This window comes from Enterobacter sp. MGH 33, assembly GCF_000534535.1.
In the GTDB taxonomy this organism is placed as follows: Bacteria; Pseudomonadota; Gammaproteobacteria; order Enterobacterales; family Enterobacteriaceae; genus Enterobacter; species Enterobacter hormaechei_C.
In genome coordinates, this window is the sequence record NZ_KI973212.1 from 3,186,116 (window position 1) to 3,202,628 (window position 16,513).

Here is a 16,513-nt window from a genome sequence, read left to right on the forward strand (position 1 = left end):
ATCCAGTTTTCAGAAACAGACGAGCATAACGTCACTATAAAACTGGAGATAATCATGGTTTCCTCAACCTCACCTGCAACGCTTCGTGCCAAAGCGGGCGCGATTTTCCGCGTCACGTCGGGCAACTTTCTTGAGCAATTCGACTTCTTTCTGTTCGGCTTTTATGCCACCTACATCGCCCATACTTTTTTTCCGGCAAGCAGTGAATTTGCGTCCCTGATGATGACCTTCGCCGTCTTTGGCGCGGGCTTCCTGATGCGTCCGATCGGGGCCATTGTGCTGGGGGCTTACATTGATAAAGTGGGTCGCCGTAAAGGGCTGATCGTCACCCTGTCAATTATGGCCACCGGAACCTTCCTGATCGTGCTGATCCCTTCTTACCAGAGCATTGGCCTGTGGGCGCCGCTGCTGGTGCTGACCGGCCGCCTGTTGCAGGGTTTTTCGGCAGGCGCCGAGCTGGGCGGGGTTTCGGTTTATCTGGCGGAGATCGCCACGCCGGGCCGCAAGGGTTTCTACACCAGCTGGCAGTCGGGTAGCCAGCAGGTCGCCATTATGATCGCGGCGGCGATGGGCTTTGCGCTGAATGTGGTGCTGGAAGAGAGTGCCATTCGCGAATGGGGGTGGCGTATTCCGTTCCTGTTTGGCTGTCTGATTGTGCCGTTTATCTTTTTCCTGCGCCGCAAGCTCGAAGAGACCGAGGAATTCAGCGCCCGTCGCCACCATCTGGCAATGCGTCAGGTCTTCACAACGCTGCTCGCCAACTGGCCGGTAGTCGTCGCGGGCATGCTGATGGTGGCGATGACCACCACCGCGTTTTACCTGATCACCGTTTACGCGCCGACCTTCGGTAAAAAAGTCCTGATGCTCAGCGCGTCGGACAGTCTTCTGGTCACGCTGCTGGTGGCGGTGTCCAACTTCATCTGGCTTCCGGTGGGCGGCGCGCTGTCGGATCGCTTCGGGCGTAAACCGGTGCTGATCGCCATGACGCTGCTGGCGCTGGCGACCAGCTATCCGGCGCTGACGATGCTGGCCGCAGCCCCGAGCTTCTCAATGATGCTGACCGTGCTGCTGTGGCTCTCTTTCCTCTACGGCCTGTATAACGGCGCGATGATCCCGGCCCTGACGGAGATCATGCCAGCAGAGGTGCGCGTGGCGGGCTTCTCACTGGCTTACAGCCTGGCAACGGCGGTCTTTGGCGGTTTCACGCCGGTGATTTCGACTGCCTTAATTGAGTACACCGGCGACAAAGCCTCCCCGGGCTACTGGATGAGCTTTGCCGCCGTTTGCGCCCTGCTGGCAACGCTTTATCTCTATCGTCGTCGCACGTTAATCCTGCAAACTGCCGTTAAGGAGTGATCCCTCATGCTTACATTCAGAACGGTGATTGCCGCCCTGACCTTCGCCTCCCTCAGCGCGGGCGCGCTTGCGCAGGATGTGACGGTGATGATTTCTGGCGGCTTCAAAGCGGCGCTGGAGAAGCTGACGCCGCAGTACGAAGCGCAAAGCGGCGACAGGCTCATTGTGATCTCCGGCCCGTCGATGGGCAAAACGCCGCAGGCCATTCCGGCCCGGCTCGCCCGGGGCGAAAAAGCGGACGTGGTGATTATGGTGGGCGATGCGCTGGCGAAACTGGAACAGGATCGCAGGACGGCGGCGGGCTCCCGCGTGGAGCTGGCGGATTCGCCCGTCGGGATGGTCGTCAAAGCGGGCGCGCCGGTGCCGGATATCAGTACGGTGCCTGCCCTGCGGCAAACGCTGCTGAAGGCGCATTCCATGGCTTATTCCGACAGCGCCAGCGGCCGGTATGTAGAGAGCCAGCTGTTCCGTAAGCTGGGCATCGACGGCCAGGTCCACGATAAAGCGCACCGGGTTGAGCGTATCCCGGTGGCGTCTGAAGTGGCAAAAGGGAAATACGATCTCGGCTTTCAGCAGGTGAGCGAGCTTCTGCCGGTCCCGGGGGTGATGTTTGTGGGTAAGTTGCCTGACGACATGCAGTACATTACCCGTTTCGCCGGTGCCGTAACGCAGAAGGCTGACCATCCCGAACAGGGAAAAGCGCTGCTGGCCTTTCTCTCTTCGCCACAGGCCGCCAGCGTCATTACGGCAACGGGCTTAACGCCCGTCAGTGCACCTCGCGATACTGCTCGGTAATCAGCGTTTCGAGTTCGGCAGCAATATAGGACTGGATCCGCCCGCGGCGGCGGATCAGCCCCACGGTTCGCCTGACCTCAGGCTCGGTTAAAGGTACCGACGTCAGCAGCGAATGCTCTGCGCGGGGCATTGACATGGCGGGAACGGCCGCAATGCCGATCCCGGCTTCAACCATCCCCAGCATGGTCGTCACGTGCCGCGTTTCGCAGATGCTGGGGCGCTCAGGCCGAATATGCCCGACCCGCTGGTCGAGAAGATTGCGGTTGCCGGAGGTCTTATCCAGACCGATATAATCCTGCTGATAAAAAGCCTGCCACGTCAGGCTTTTTCTTTTTGCAAGCGGGCTGTCGCGCCGGCAGGCGGCCACGTAGACATCCTCCACCAGCGGGACAAACTCGATGTCGGGCTGCAAGCTCCGGGCAAAGCAGATACCAAAATCCGCCTGTCCGCGGGTGACGGCCTCGATAACATTTCCGGCGCTGCTGTCGATCAGTTTTATGCGCACGCGGGGGTAACGGGACTGAAAGCGGCGGATAACATCCGGCATAAAGTAACAGGCGGCGGACGGCACCGTCGCCACGGTGATTAGCCCCGTACGCTCCTCGCTGGCCTTATCGATATCCGAAAGCATGGACTCCACATCAGCAAGCAGCTGTCCGCATCGGTCGGCAAAGGTCTGTCCATACAGGGTCAGCGTGACGCGCCGGGTGGTTCTGTCGAACAGTTTTGTCCCCAGTGCCGCCTCCAGCTTTTCAATTCTGCGACTCAACGCCGACTGGGAAAGGCAGATAGACTCCGCCGCAAGACGGAAATTGCCATATTCCAGTAAAGCGCGGAAGGCATAGAGATCGTTGAGGTCAAAATTGACGGGCATACTGACGGGATCCTTAAGCACGGTAGGGTAAGAAGAGATTTATCATAGTCGCGCACGACATACTTCACAAAATGAAGGGGATACCCCTAAAGCGCTATCAACCTGACGGCACATAGTGATAGTTTATGCGGGCTGGATTCCTCTTAAACAGGCTGCCAGTCTGCATGCAGCCGAAGAGGAGTGTCATACTGCTTAACAGAGTATGTTGGCATGCTAACAGCCCCTGACCTTTCCATTTTGTTCACGTGCGAGTAACGAGCAAAGCGATGATTAAGTGGCCCTGGAAAACGAACGACGCTGGTCGAAATATGGCGCTGCCCTGGGATGAGGCTCTGGCGATCCCCGTGCTGGCGAATCTCTTGCCTGAAGAGCAATCAAAGCTGATTCAGCTGGCCGAGCGTTTTTTACAGCAAAAACGGCTGGTACCGCTACAGGGCTTCGAACTGGATCCGCTTAAAAATTCCCGCATCGCCCTGCTCTTCTGCTTGCCGGTGCTGGAGCTGGGTATCGAATGGCTGGATGGCTTCCACGAAGTGCTGATCTACCCGGCGCCGTTTATCGTCGATGATGAGTGGGAGGATGACATCGGGCTGGTGCACAACCAGCGTATGGTGCAGTCCGGGCAAAGCTGGCAGCAAGGGCCAATCATCCTCAACTGGCTGGATATTCAGGACTCGTTCGATGCCTCGGGCTTCAACCTGATCATTCACGAAGTGGCGCATAAGCTGGATACCCGCAACGGCGATCGCGCCAGCGGCGTGCCGCTGATCCCGCTGCGTGAAGTCGCGGGATGGGAGCACGACCTGCACGCGGCGATGGAAAACATTCAGGATGAGATAGACCTGGTGGGTGAAAGCGCGGCCAGCATTGATGCCTATGCCGCGACCGATCCCGCCGAGTGTTTTGCGGTACTGTCCGAGTATTTCTTTAGCGCACCTGAGCTTTTCGCTCCGCGCTTCCCGGCGCTGTGGCAGCGTTTTTGCCATTTTTATCAGCAGGATCCGCTTCAGCGTCTGCGGCAAAGTGAGGACGCAGCCAGCACATCCTCTCATCCGTTCCACTAATGTTCAGCAGAGGTACGATCGGTCGATCGTACCCACACGCTCACCGCGAGAAACAGCAGCGCCATTCCCCATGCGGCAGTAATCAAAAACTGCTCACCGTAAAAGCGCGTCACCACGGGTACCAGCAGCGCGCTGGCCCCGTACCCCAGCGTATGGCTGGTGGCGATCACCCCTGCGCCTTTGCCCGTCGTCAGCCGATCGTTGAGCAAAAGCTGGTATCCCGGCGTTGCCATGGCGGCCCCCAGCGAAGTGATGACAATTCCCACGTAGAACAGGGCTAAACTGGCGAGACACATCAGCCCAAGACCCGCCACCATCAAGACCGCGGCAATTAAGAGTAAAACTCTCGGGGTAAAATGCTGCGGGCGTACTACCAGAAACTGCGCCGCCAGGGTCGCCAGCGCGGCCAGGCTCAGCAGCAGCGCGACATGATGGCTGATTTGCACGGCATCGCCATTAAATAACGGGTGAAGATGCGGCGATAAACCAAGCTGCATCAGGCTGACCAGCGCCGCCAGCAGCAGTGCCAGCACCAGGAAAGGCAGCATGGAGGCCTGTAACCGCGTCGACTGGTGCGCCACCGGCGGCAGCGGGGGATCGGCGGCTTCGCGCAGCACCAGCAGCAGCGCGATAAACGGCGCCAGCGCCATCAGCCAGAGCGGTGCGACCGGGCTGACGCTGAGCATCAGCGCGGCCAGGGGCGGTCCCAGCAGACGCCCGCAGCTAAGGCCAGAGCTTATCGTCGCCAGCGCCGCCATCCTTTTATCCAGCCCCGCGCGTTGAATGGCCCACGTCTGGGCCGCAGGCACCAGCCCTGATACCGTCAGGCCGTACAGCATGCGCGACAGCACCAGGCCTGCCATTCCCCAGAGAGCATTCAGCGCGCCGTTCGCCATCGCCCAGACCACCAGCGCCATCACGACAAAGCTCGCCAGATAGCCGCCCAGCGAGGCCAGCATAACGATCTTACAGCCGTGCCGCTCGCTCTGGCGTCCCCACCAGGGCGATGCGGGTAAAAAGAGCATCGAGCCGAACATCAGCAGCCCGGCCCAGACGGAGAGCGACAGTCCGGTCAGGGAGACCAGTTGCGGCAGCATAACCAGCAAACCGTTTTGCCCAATACCTAATAAACCGGCGCCCAGTGCCAGGGGCCAGTTAGCTTTAGGGGTCACAACGTCAGTGAGATTCTCAGTACGGGTGCGCATAAAATTGTGAAGATAATGTCAATAAATGTGTGGAAATTATGAAGTTTATGAAAACAAATATTGCAAAAATAGTTGCCACTGTAAACAGAATGAATATCATAACGAGAATTATTATCAGTCATGGAATGAGGTACAACTATGCGTACTCTGCCCCGCTCCGCCGGTACAGATGTTGCGGCCCAGTGTTTTTTGAACGCGCTGCTGCGCGAAACGAAGGACTGGCATTATCTTCCCGCAACCCGTGCGGATGAGTTATCACAGATTCATATCCCGCTCTCCCCAACCCAGGCCATTCGGGTTCCGGTACGCTATTTCTCCCCCACGCAGCATCACCAGTATCGTTTTCCGGCAACGCTGATTCAGGCCGACAGCGACGGCGGTGACACGGTCACATTCCATCAACTGATTGATTTCATTATTCAAAATGAGACGGTAAAAGGCGATCTGGATGCTGATACGCTGGCTCGCTTTAAGCAGCGCGTCCTGGAAAGCCATACGCACACCTGGCAGGCCATTGATTTACGCCACAACTGGGCAAACCTGCGCGATAAGCCGCTGACGTTTGCCGAAGCGGAACAGGCGCTGCTGGTCGGCCATGCTTTTCATCCTGCCCCAAAGTCGCACGAGCCGTTTAACGAGGTCGAGGCGCGTCGCTATCTGCCGGATTTCGCCTCCCGCTTCCCGCTGCGCTGGTTTGCGGTTGAGCATGAGCTGATTACCGGCGACAGCCTGAATGTCTCCCTGCGGGAACGTCTGCTGCGCTTTGCAGCGCAGAGCGCGCCGGCCCTTCTCGGTCATTTCACCGACACCTGCTGGCTGCTGCCGATGCACCCGTGGCAGGCCGACTATCTGCTGGAGCAGGACTGGTGCCAGCGTCTGGTAGAAAAAGGCGCCCTGCGCGATCTGGGCGAAGCCGGTGCGCAATGGCTGCCCACCAGCTCTTCCCGCTCGCTGTACAGTGAAACCAACAGCGACATGATTAAGTTTTCCCTGAGCGTGCGGCTGACCAACTCCGTGCGCACGCTGTCGGTGAAAGAGGTTAAGCGCGGCATGCGCCTGGCGCGACTGGCGAAAACGGCACGCTGGCAGGAACTTCAGGCGCGCTACCCGACCATGCGCGTGATGCAGGAGGACGGCTGGGCGGGGCTGTGCGATGAGCACGGCGTCGTCCAGGAAGAGAGCCTGATGGCCCTGCGCGTCAACCTGCTGTTCGATACCCCTGAAACGCAAACCAACGTGCTGGTGAGCCTGACCCAGGCCGCGCCGGACGGCGGCGACAGCCTGCTCGCCGCGGCGGTGCGTCGTCTGAGCCAGCGTCTGGATCTCCCGCTCGCCCAGGCCGCGCGCTGCTGGCTGGACGCTTACTGCGACCGGGTATTGCTTCCGCTGTTCAGCGCCGAGGCGGACTACGGTCTGGTCCTGCTGGCGCACCAGCAAAATATCCTCGTTGAGATGCAGCAGGATTTCCCCGTTGGGCTGATCTACCGCGACTGCCAGGGCAGCGCCTGGACCGAAGGGGCCGACGCGTGGCTGAAAGAGGCAGGTGAAACCGAGGTGGAAAACCGCTTCGGTGAGAGCCAGCTGCTGCGCTACTTCCCTTATTACCTGCTGCTGAACTCTACCCTTGCCGTCACCGCCGCGCTCGCCGCCGCCGGCTTCGACAGCGAAGAGAACCTGATGTCCCGCGTGCGTGACGCGCTGGCCGAACTGCGCACCACGGCGAAGCAGACCCGCTGCCTCGATTACGTGCTCGACAGCCCGACCTGGAACTGCAAAGGCAACTTCTTCTGCTACCTGCACGATCGCAACGAAAACACCATCGTCGATCCGGCGGTGATCTATTTCGACTTTAGCAACCCGTTTTATAAGGAGAAGGCGTGATGGCAAACGCGAATATCGTCCATTCCGGCTACGGCTTTCGCTGCACGGTCACGGAACAAAACCTGCCGCTGACGCTGGGTCTCGACGGCAGCGCGGTGCTGGAGCGGCTGACCGGGCTCCCGGACGGCTGGCTGGTGGACGCCCTCGACCAGCTGTTTGTTGCCGCGCCCGCCCTGACCGGCATTACCCTGCCGTGGGCAGCCTGGCAGGATGAACCTCAGGCGCAGGCGCTGTTTAGCCTCGTTCACGGGGACTATCTGGCGCGTGAAATTTTCTGGCAGCTGCCGCTGTGGCTGAAAGGCGAACGTCCACAGGCGAGCGGCGGAATGCAGTTTGACGAAAGCCGTCAGCTGTACTTCCCGCTGCGCCCTCACCGCCCGCAGGGTGAGGTGTATCGCCGTTACGATCCGCAAATTAAACGCACCCTGAGCTTCCGCGTGGCCGATGTGGCCCAGGACGGCGAGCGCTTTACCCGCTGGATGAATAACCCGCGCGTGAACGCTTTCTGGGAGATGGCGGGACCGCAGGCCGAGCAGGAAAACTACCTGCGCCGCCAGCTTGATTCGACGTACTGCTACCCGGTTATCGGCTGCTTCAATGACCAGCCGTTCGGCTATTTTGAACTCTACTGTGCGGCAGAAGATCGCATTGGTCGCCACTACCGCTGGCAGCCGTTTGACCGCGGGCTGCACATGCTGGTGGGTGAAGAAAACTGGCGCGGCGCGCAATACATCCGCAGCTGGCTGCGCGGCCTGAGCCACTATCTGTATCTCGATGAACCGCGCACCACGCGCATTGTCGCCGAGCCGCGCTTCGACAACCAGCGTCTGTTCCGCCATCTGGCGTCCGCCGGTTTCGACACGGTGAAAGAGTTCGACTTCCCGCACAAACGCTCCCGTCTGATCATGAGCGAGCGTCACCGCTTCTTCCACGAGGTGGAACTGTGAACGCACTCTGGCAGAAAGTGAACCGCGAGATGGTGGCGAAGATCCTCGCCGAACTGGAATATGAACGCACCCTGCGCGCCGAGCCGGTTTCGGCGGACAACTGGCGCATCAGTATGGGCAACGCGTGCTGGCAGTTTCGCGCCACGCGTGGGATATGGGGCTGGCTGCATATTGACCCTGATACCCTGACCACCACCAGCGGCGCGGCGGTCGAAGCGGAAAACGCGCTGCTGCAACTGGCCACCGTGCTGGAGATGAGCGACGCGCAAACGGCGGAGCACATGGAAGATCTCTACGCCACGCTGCGGGGTGACATGCAGCTGTTGCAGGCGCGTGAAACGCTGGATGCCGATGCGCTGATCCACCTCGACCCGGACGAACTACAGTGCCTGATGCGCGGTCACCCGAAATTTATTTTCAACAAGGGACGCCGCGGCTGGGGGCTGGATGCCCTGCGCCTGTACGCGCCGGAATATCGCGGGCGTTTCCGCCTGCACTGGGTCGCCGTGCAGCGCGAGCGTCTGGTCTGGAGCAGCGACGCCGATTGCGATATTAACGCCCTGCTCTCCAGCGCCATGGACGATGCCGAGCGCGAGCGGTTCGACGCCCGCTGGCAGGAGCTGGATCTGGACGACAGCTGGCTGCCGGTGCCGCTGCACCCGTGGCAGTGGCAGCAAAAAATTGCCATTCATTTCCTGGCGCAGCTCGCGCGCGGTGAGATGGTAGAGCTGGGTGAGTTCGGCGATGAGTATCTGGCGCAGCAGTCCCTGCGCACGCTGACCAACGCCAGCCGTCGCACGCCGTATGACATCAAGCTGCCGCTGACCATCTACAACACCTCCTGCTATCGCGGTATTCCGGGCAAGTATATCGCCACCGGTCCGCTGGCCTCGCGCTGGCTACAGCAGCAGTTCGCCAGCGATGCCACGCTGATTCACTCCGGGGCGCAGGTGCTTGGCGAACCCGCAGCCGGATATCTGTCGCATCCGGGTTATGCCGCATTGCCTGAGGCGCCGTACCGCTATCAGGAGATGCTGGGGGTGATCTGGCGCGAGAACCCATCCTGCTATTTACAGGATGGCGAACAGGCGGTGCTGATGGCGGCGCTGATGGAAACCGATAACCAGGGGCGCCCGCTGATTGACGCGTGGATCAAACGCTCGGGGTTAACCGCTGACGCATGGCTGGAAAAGCTGTTTGAGGCGACGGTGATCCCCTTCTATCACCTGCTCTGTCGCTACGGGGTGGCGCTCATCGCCCACGGCCAGAACGTCACGCTGGTGATGAAAGATTACGTTCCGCAGCGAATTTTCCTGAAGGATTTTCAGGGCGATATGCGCCTGGTGGATGAAGATTTCCCGCAGGCGCAGAGCCTGCCTGAGCAGGTAAAAGCGGTGACGGCGCGCCTCAGCGCGGATTACATCATCCACGACCTGCAAACCGGCAACTTTGTCACGGTGCTGCGCTTTATATCCCACCTCACCCTGCAATGCGGCGTGAGCGAAACCCGCTTCTATCAGATCCTGGCGCTGGTGTTACGTCGCTATATGGCCGCCCATCCGGATCTTGCGGCGCGCTTCGCCAAATTCGACCTGTTTAAGCCGCAGATTATTCGCGTGATCCTCAACCCGGTCAAACTGACCTTCTCTGAACACGACGGCGGCAGCCGCATGCTGCCGAACTACGTCTGCGATCTTGATAACCCTCTTTTTCTGGTCTCCCAGGAGTCAGCGCAATGAAAACCTATGATTTCATCGGCATTGGTATCGGTCCGTTCAACCTCAGTATTGCCGCGCTGGCAGAGGGGCTGGACGGTTTTAGCTCGCTGTTTCTTGAACGCAAGCCGCACTTCTCCTGGCACCCGGGGATGATGGTGCCGGACTGCCATATGCAGACCAGCTTCCTGAAGGATCTGGTCAGCGCCGTGGAGCCAACCAACCGCCACAGCTTCCTGAACTATCTGGTACAGCGCAAAAAGTTCTACCGTTTCCTCACCACCGAGCAGCGCACCGTGTCGCGCGAGGAGTTTGCCGACTACCTGTGCTGGGCGGCAGATAACCTCACTAACCTGGCCTTCAGCCAGCAGGTACAGCAGGTCAGCTTTGATGAGCAAAACGGCCTGTTTGAGGTCGTGACCCAGCGGGATCGCTTCCTGGCGCGCCACGTCTGCGTGGGGATTGGGAAGCAGATCAATCTCCCAGACTGCGTCACCGCGCAGGACGACACCTGCTTCCACGCCAGCGAAATGATGCTGCGCACGCCGGATTTAGCGGGCAAGCGCGTCACCGTCGTCGGCGGCGGCCAGAGCGGTGCGGATCTGTTTTTAAATATCTTCCGTGGGGAGTGGGGGCAGCCGCTGAGCCTCAACTGGGTGTCGCGCCGCAACAACTACAACGCGCTGGATGAAGCCGCGTTTGCCAATGAGTATTTCACGCCGGAGTACGTGGACAGCTTCTCGACCCTTGGTGACGATGCCCGACGTCAGATGTTGCAGGAGCAGAAGATGACCTCCGACGGGATCACCACGGAGTCGCTGCTGGCCATCTATCGCGCCATGTATCACCGCTTCGAAGTGCTGCGCGAAAAACCCTGGGCGCATCTGATGCCGTCCCGCTCGGTGACGGCGCTGACGCGCCAGGAAACCGGACATCGCCTCAGCATCCAGCATCACCTGGACGGCGGGCGCGAACAGCTGGAGAGCGACGTGGTGATTTTCGCCACCGGCTACCGCGCCGTGCAGCCCGCGTTTCTCGCCCCGCTCTCTTCCCGACTGCGTCTGGATGAGAATGAAGCCTTCTGCATCAACAACGATTTCACCCTTGAATGGGACGGCCCGCAGAGCAACCGCCTGTTTGCCGTCAATGCCGGGATGCACCGTCTCGGTATTGCCGAACCCCAGCTCAGCCTGATGGCCTGGCGCGCGGCGCGAATTTTGAATCGCGCTCACGATGACGAGCCGTTTGAGCTGGCAACCACCCCCGGCGTGATCCACTGGCGGAGCACCACCAGCCCGGAGAGCAGCCAGGTTTTTAAATCATTAATGAAGACCACCGAGTACTGACACACACATTCAGGATCAACATAACAATGAAACGTTCTCATCTTTGGGTTTTAAATCCGTGCTTGCTTGCCATGCTTTCTACCTCTGCGTGGGCGGAAGAACAAAAGGAAGAAGATATTGTGGTCTCCGCCAGCCGGGCACATCGCAGCGTGGCAGAGATGGCGCAAACCACCTGGGTTATTGAGCGGGCGGAAATTGAGCAGCAGGTTCAGGGCGGGAAAGAGATTAAAGACGTGCTGGCCCAGCTGATCCCCGGCATGGACGTCAGCAGCCAGGGACGTACCAACTACGGCATGAACCTGCGCGGTCGCTCCATGATGGTGATGGTGGACGGCGTACGTCTGAACTCTTCCCGCAGCGACAGCCGCCAGCTCGACTCTATCGATCCGTTCAACATTGACCGTATCGAAGTCATTTCCGGCGCCACCTCGCTGTACGGCGGCGGCAGTACCGGCGGTCTGGTGAACATCGTCACCAAAAAAGGCCAGCCGGAGACCGAAGTGGAGTTCCAGACCGGGGCAAAAAGCGGGTTTAACAGCCATAACGACCATGATGAGAACGTCTCCGCAGCCGTGAGCGGCGGCAATGACAACGCCTCTGGCCGTCTGTCGGTCTCCTATCAGCGCTACGGCGGCTGGTATGACGGCAACGGCGACGAGGTGATTATCGATAACACCCAGACCGGCTTGCAGTATTCCGACCGTATCGACGTGATGGGGACAGGCACCATCAACATCGACGATCATCAGCAGCTCCAGTTAACCACGCAGTACTACAAGAGCGAATCCGACGGCAAGCACGGCCTGTTCCTTGGGGAGAATTTCGCTGCGGTCACGGGCGATGCCAAAGCCTATAACAAAGACAACCTGAACTCTGACCGTATCCCGGGCACAGAGCGTCACCTGATCAACCTGCAATACTCGAACACCGATTTCTGGGGTCAGGATCTGGTTGCGCAGATTTACTACCGTGACGAGAGCCTGACCTATTACCCGTTCCCGACGCTGAGCAAAGGCGCGGTGACCAGCATTGGCGCGTCCCAGCAGAAAACCGATTTTTACGGCGGCAAGCTGACGCTGAACAGCAAGCCGATGGACGACCTGACCCTCACCTGGGGTGTGGACGCCGATCATGAAACGTTCGATGCCAACCAGCAGTTCTTTGACTTGAGCAAAGCGGCGGCGAGCGGCGGCATGGAGCTGGACAATGCCTACAACGTGGGCCGTTATCCGGGTTACAGCATTACCAACCTCGCGCCGTTCCTGCAAGCCAGCTATGACATTGACGCCATCACCCTGAGCGGCGGCGTGCGTTACCAGTACACCGAAAACAAGGTGGACGATTTTGTCGGCTACGCCCAGCAGCAGGCAATCGCCACGGGCAAAGCGACCTCCGCTGACGCGGTGCCGGGCGGGAAAACCGACTACAACAACTTCCTGTTTAACGCCGGGATCCTTGGACGTCTGACCGAACAGCAGCAGCTGTGGTTTAACTTCTCCCAGGGCTTCGAGATCCCGGACCTGGCGAAGTACTACGGCTCCGGCACCTATCAGCTGGTCGATGGTCACTATCGCCTGCAAAACAGCGTCAACGTGAACGACTCAACGCTGGACGGTATTAAGGTCAATGCTTACGAGCTGGGCTGGCGCTTCACCGGCGATAACCTGCGTACCCAGGTGGCGGCGTACTACTCGCTCTCGGATAAAACCATCACCATCAACAAGAGCGACATGACCATCAACCTGGAGGACGATAAACGTCGTATCTATGGGGTTGAAGGCCAGGTGGACTATTTCTTCACCGACAGCGACTGGAGCACCGGGGCGAACTTTAACGCCATCAAGTCCGAAACGCGTGAAAACGGGAAATGGGAGAAGCTGACGGTCGACAGCGCCAGCCCGTCTAAAGCCAGCGCATGGGTTAACTGGGCGCCGGGCGACTGGGCCCTGCGCGTGCAGAGCACACAAACCTTCGACGTGTCTGACGCCGACGGTAAGAAGATTGATGGCTATAACACCGTTGATTTCCTGGGCAGCTACGCCCTGCCGGTGGGCAAAGTCAGCTTCAGCGTGGAAAACCTGCTGGACAAAGACTACACCACCGCCTGGGGCCAGCGCGCACCGGGGCTGTATAGCCCAACCTATGGCTCACCGGGTCTTTATACTTATAAAGGCCGTGGACGTACGTTTGGCCTGAACTACTCCGTTCTGTTCTGATCCTGCGCGCCGCCTGCGGGCGGCGCATTATGCTGTGCAATTTGAAAGCAAATTTGCTATTAAATCATCGGTTTGCTGAAATTCTCGGCAAACGAACAAAAACGGTGTTTTCCCCTTTGACAAGGCGCACGCAGGTCGATAATATGCGCCTCGTTCACACGATTCCTCTGTAGTTCAGTCGGTAGAACGGCGGACTGTTAATCCGTATGTCACTGGTTCGAGTCCAGTCAGAGGAGCCAAATTTGAAAAGCCTGCTTTTAGAGCAGGCTTTTTGCTTTTCAGCGCATGAGAAATGCAGGACGGCGCCCGTTGCCGTTTTAGTGTTTACCCCCACTTCCTCACCTGTCCCTGTTATATATTCCACTAATAAATAGAATCATTAATATTAATAACACATAACTATCATTCATCAAATATCGATCGGCGAAAACTATTAATTACATTCCGTGTGATATTCATCACAAAACGGGATTGCTCAACGTTTATTATTTACCGCATAGCAAAAGCAAATCGTTAGACCAGGAAAAATAATCTCATCAAGAGTTAAAGTTTTTTACTTATATACCCTATGGAGGTAATTGCTTTGCCATGGAAAGACCCATCATCAAATGCATTTTTTAGCTGGCTTTACATAATATTATTTGGCGCGTGGGGAGGACTTGTCAGATATCTCCTTGACGTTAAGTCAGGCCAGTCGGGAAGAAGTTTATTTTCTGCGTTAGCACAAATTATTGTATCAGGATTTACCGGTGTACTTGCTGGGTTGATGTCACAAAGCCTTGGTTCAGTATTTCATACTTCACTTGCAGTCAGCGGTATATCAGGTGCAATGGGTGTTGTTGCTCTTAATTATTACTGGAAGAAAATCTCTGGAGATAGTAATGATAAATCATGAATTTAGTAGAAAGACTGAAAAGAACCTTAAAGGAGTACATAAAGATCTTTCGGAGGTGATGAGAAAAGCATTGAAATTATCGCCTGTTGACTTCGGTATTTCTGAAGGGGTAAGAAACCAAAAACGACAGCTTGAGCTATTAGCATCAGGGAAATCCTTAACGTCTAAAAGCAGGCATTTAACGGGGCACGCCGTCGATGTATTCGCGGTCATCAACGGTACCGTTTCATGGGATTTTAAACATTATCAGACAATTGCAACGGCTGTTTTTCAGGCCGCTAAGGAGTTATCAGTTGATATTGAGTGGGGTGGCAACTGGACGGAAATAAAGGATGGCGTTCATTTTCAGCTATCACGAAAGATGTATCCTGAATAGAACCTAACACTTTTGATATGTATATTTCCGCAGAGAATACAGCGCATCGTTATTTTCCGGATGATTAACCATGTTCTTTTTACATAAATTTTATAATAGGAGAATGAGAATACAAAATCGCTTTTAATTATCACAGCACAAAATTATCCATCAGGCGTTTATTTACTCGTTATTTATACAGGCGATGCTTAATTGCGCTGACAAAAAAAACCATATATCTTATTGAATGAAATAAAAGGAATACCATCATGACAATTACTTATATTAAAACTGAACTTGCACCAGCCGACAACCAGCTCGCTGCATACCTTTATTTTACCTCAGATACCCCGGTAAGTTATTCTTACACTGTTACAAAAAGGACGACCAGTCCAACCAGCGTAGATTTTACCTATACATCGGATCTCATTTATGGTATTACTCAAACCATTAAAATCCCTGTTATTGGTCTTTATGCGCAATATGCAAACAGTGTGCAGGTCGTATTTAAGGATGACACGGGTACTGAAGTTTTCAATCAGCCATTTATCATCAGTACAGAAGATCAGGAATATGATACATCTGTCATCTTCCACCTCGATATTGAGCAAACCGATCCTGCACTATTTACCTCTGTATGGGGAAACAGTTGGTTAATGGAATCCACTGGCCGAGGTTATGACCAAAATGGTGACCTGCGTTTTAACTTCTTATCGGTTTATCATCTCCAACCGCTGCGGATCCACAATGGCTACCTCTATACCGGCAGCGACGAAGATATGGCGTGGTACGGCCGTAGCTTTTTCAAAATTGATATCATGGGCAATGTCGTCCTTGAATTCGACATGCGTGATGCTGATGGCAATCACTATGCAAATACTCATGATGTAGTCTGGGACTCCGCGGGCGACATTTATATGTTTGGCACCGATAGCCCTAACCGACTAACCAACACGATGGCGCAAGATGCGCTGGTTCTGAAATTTAACGATCAGACAGGGAAAATGATTTGGGCGAAAAACTATACCAGCGAATATAGTGGTTCTCAAATTCTGAATAACAATACGCCTAATGATGTCCATTTTAACTCTCTTACATGGATTGCAAGCAGCCCAAATAACGAAGAAGCCATTATTGTCCATTCTCGCACAACGAGTACAACTTTTGGTATCTCTATCGTTGATGGCAGTATCTTGTGGGCAATCGACACAGGTAATTTCAACCCTCAGTTCCCGGCAAAACAAGCGACTATTCATATTGATAATTCGGGTATTACTCATTTTGAAAATGGTGCCCATACGGTGTGCATTACGAATAATAGTGCTTTTTCTGCCAGTATCGATCCTACCGCAGGAAAATTTGTCTTATCAGTGTTCGATAACCGATCTTGCGTAGATGAAAATGGCAACCCCGTAATTCGTCCGATAAATGACGCAGCGACGTCGGACCCCTATCAAACAGATCCAGCCCGCATTCTGTTCTATGCGGTCGACTTAGCAGCAGGCACCGCTGTTGAGATTCATGCGCCTGTTGAACTCCCAACGACGCCTATCCTCCAATGGACCGACTTTATGGGAGGCGTGTTTGATCATGGTGATTATTTCACTATTTTTACCTGCCATGCGCGCTCATTCTTTATCAGTGACGTAGACGGTAATATGGTTGCCTCTATCTATGATGTGATTTCTTTATCTGATGGCGCTCCTCAATACCCAGGGGAGGCCTACCGTGCAAGATTATTTAATGAAACGGAGCTTACTGACGTCATCACTGCGGCATCTATTTATGCAAATTAATCAAATGATGTAACAATCTGGAACAGATGCAATTGATCACTGCATATGTTAATAGGGGGTCATGTCGA

General features: G+C 56.2%; 13 protein-coding genes and 1 tRNA gene. 12 read left to right on the top strand and 2 right to left on the bottom strand.

The window, feature by feature from the left end; all coding sequences use genetic code 11:
* The first annotated feature begins 54 nt into the window (after positions 1-54).
* Positions 55-1,356 carry an MFS transporter gene (locus L379_RS09100; RefSeq protein ID WP_032654136.1) on the top strand — a complete coding sequence of 434 codons (1,302 nt, stop codon included), beginning with the start codon at positions 55-57 and terminating at the stop codon, positions 1,354-1,356.
* Between the two features lie 6 nt (positions 1,357-1,362).
* Positions 1,363-2,151 carry a substrate-binding domain-containing protein gene (locus tag L379_RS09095; protein WP_032654138.1) on the top strand — a complete coding sequence of 263 codons (789 nt, stop codon included), beginning with the start codon at positions 1,363-1,365 and terminating at the stop codon, positions 2,149-2,151.
* Here the strand turns inward: L379_RS09095 and L379_RS09090 are convergent.
* Complete coding sequence (locus L379_RS09090) at positions 2,123-3,025, bottom strand: L-proline-binding transcription factor PsrA (protein ID WP_003859540.1); 903 nt, start codon at positions 3,023-3,025, stop codon at positions 2,123-2,125. The genes L379_RS09095 and L379_RS09090 overlap by 29 nt on opposite strands.
* 266 nt (positions 3,026-3,291) lie before the next feature.
* On the opposite strand from L379_RS09090, the gene mtfA reads away from it, so the two are divergent.
* Positions 3,292-4,089, top strand: a complete 798-nt coding sequence (gene mtfA, locus L379_RS09085; protein ID WP_017383320.1) for a DgsA anti-repressor MtfA — start codon at positions 3,292-3,294, stop codon at positions 4,087-4,089.
* Here mtfA and L379_RS09080 read toward each other — a convergent pair.
* Positions 4,086-5,294, bottom strand: a complete 1,209-nt coding sequence (locus L379_RS09080; protein ID WP_015572420.1) for an MFS transporter — start codon at positions 5,292-5,294, stop codon at positions 4,086-4,088. The two genes, mtfA and L379_RS09080, sit on opposite strands and share 4 nt — an antisense overlap.
* A 138-nt stretch (positions 5,295-5,432) precedes the next feature.
* Between L379_RS09080 and L379_RS09075 the strand changes: the two genes are divergently transcribed.
* The 9 genes from L379_RS09075 (at position 5,433) to L379_RS09040 (ending at position 16,445) form a co-directional block, all read left to right on the top strand.
* Positions 5,433-7,175, top strand: a complete 1,743-nt coding sequence (locus L379_RS09075; RefSeq protein WP_032654142.1) for an IucA/IucC family protein — start codon at positions 5,433-5,435, stop codon at positions 7,173-7,175.
* Positions 7,175-8,122 (top strand): GNAT family N-acetyltransferase, encoded by a 948-nt coding sequence (locus L379_RS09070; RefSeq protein WP_032654145.1) that lies wholly within the window; start codon positions 7,175-7,177, stop codon positions 8,120-8,122. The genes L379_RS09075 and L379_RS09070 overlap by 1 nt, the downstream gene beginning before the upstream one ends.
* Positions 8,119-9,861 (top strand): IucA/IucC family protein, encoded by a 1,743-nt coding sequence (iucC, locus tag L379_RS09065; protein ID WP_032654148.1) that lies wholly within the window; start codon positions 8,119-8,121, stop codon positions 9,859-9,861. The genes L379_RS09070 and iucC overlap by 4 nt, the downstream gene beginning before the upstream one ends.
* Positions 9,858-11,183 carry a lysine N(6)-hydroxylase/L-ornithine N(5)-oxygenase family protein gene (locus tag L379_RS09060; protein WP_017383315.1) on the top strand — a complete coding sequence of 442 codons (1,326 nt, stop codon included), beginning with the start codon at positions 9,858-9,860 and terminating at the stop codon, positions 11,181-11,183. The genes iucC and L379_RS09060 overlap by 4 nt, the downstream gene beginning before the upstream one ends.
* A 26-nt stretch (positions 11,184-11,209) precedes the next feature.
* A complete protein-coding gene (locus L379_RS09055; protein ID WP_032654151.1) occupies positions 11,210-13,399 on the top strand; it encodes a TonB-dependent siderophore receptor in 2,190 nt (729 codons plus the stop codon).
* Positions 13,400-13,562: 163 nt separating this feature from the next.
* Positions 13,563-13,638, top strand: a tRNA-Asn gene (locus L379_RS09050).
* A 329-nt stretch (positions 13,639-13,967) separates the two neighbouring features.
* On the top strand, positions 13,968-14,294 hold the full coding sequence (locus L379_RS25150) for a phage holin family protein (protein ID WP_017693121.1): 327 nt from the start codon (positions 13,968-13,970) through the stop codon (positions 14,292-14,294).
* Positions 14,281-14,670, top strand: coding sequence for a M15 family metallopeptidase (locus L379_RS09045; protein ID WP_032654154.1), 390 nt, complete (start codon positions 14,281-14,283; stop codon positions 14,668-14,670). Before L379_RS25150 ends, L379_RS09045 begins: the two co-directional genes overlap by 14 nt.
* Before the next feature lie 248 nt (positions 14,671-14,918).
* On the top strand, positions 14,919-16,445 hold the full coding sequence (locus L379_RS09040; protein WP_032654156.1) for an aryl-sulfate sulfotransferase: 1,527 nt from the start codon (positions 14,919-14,921) through the stop codon (positions 16,443-16,445).
* The last annotated feature ends 68 nt before the right edge of the window (positions 16,446-16,513 follow it).

What these genes read in the sequence shown, in the direction of transcription:
- L379_RS09100 (WP_032654136.1), top strand. Translation starts at nt 55, where the DNA reads ATGGTTTCCTCAACCTCACCTGCAACGCTTCGTGCCAAAGCGGGCGCG.
- L379_RS09095 (WP_032654138.1), top strand. Translation starts at nt 1,363, where the DNA reads ATGCTTACATTCAGAACGGTGATTGCCGCCCTGACCTTCGCCTCCCTC.
- L379_RS09090 (WP_003859540.1), bottom strand. Translation starts at nt 3,025, where the DNA reads ATGCCCGTCAATTTTGACCTCAACGATCTCTATGCCTTCCGCGCTTTA.
- mtfA (WP_017383320.1), top strand. Translation starts at nt 3,292, where the DNA reads ATGATTAAGTGGCCCTGGAAAACGAACGACGCTGGTCGAAATATGGCG.
- L379_RS09080 (WP_015572420.1), bottom strand. Translation starts at nt 5,294, where the DNA reads ATGCGCACCCGTACTGAGAATCTCACTGACGTTGTGACCCCTAAAGCT.
- L379_RS09075 (WP_032654142.1), top strand. Translation starts at nt 5,433, where the DNA reads ATGCGTACTCTGCCCCGCTCCGCCGGTACAGATGTTGCGGCCCAGTGT.
- L379_RS09070 (WP_032654145.1), top strand. Translation starts at nt 7,175, where the DNA reads ATGGCAAACGCGAATATCGTCCATTCCGGCTACGGCTTTCGCTGCACG.
- L379_RS09060 (WP_017383315.1), top strand. Translation starts at nt 9,858, where the DNA reads ATGAAAACCTATGATTTCATCGGCATTGGTATCGGTCCGTTCAACCTC.
- L379_RS09055 (WP_032654151.1), top strand. Translation starts at nt 11,210, where the DNA reads ATGAAACGTTCTCATCTTTGGGTTTTAAATCCGTGCTTGCTTGCCATG.
- L379_RS25150 (WP_017693121.1), top strand. Translation starts at nt 13,968, where the DNA reads ATGGAGGTAATTGCTTTGCCATGGAAAGACCCATCATCAAATGCATTT.
- L379_RS09045 (WP_032654154.1), top strand. Translation starts at nt 14,281, where the DNA reads ATGATAAATCATGAATTTAGTAGAAAGACTGAAAAGAACCTTAAAGGA.
- L379_RS09040 (WP_032654156.1), top strand. Translation starts at nt 14,919, where the DNA reads ATGACAATTACTTATATTAAAACTGAACTTGCACCAGCCGACAACCAG.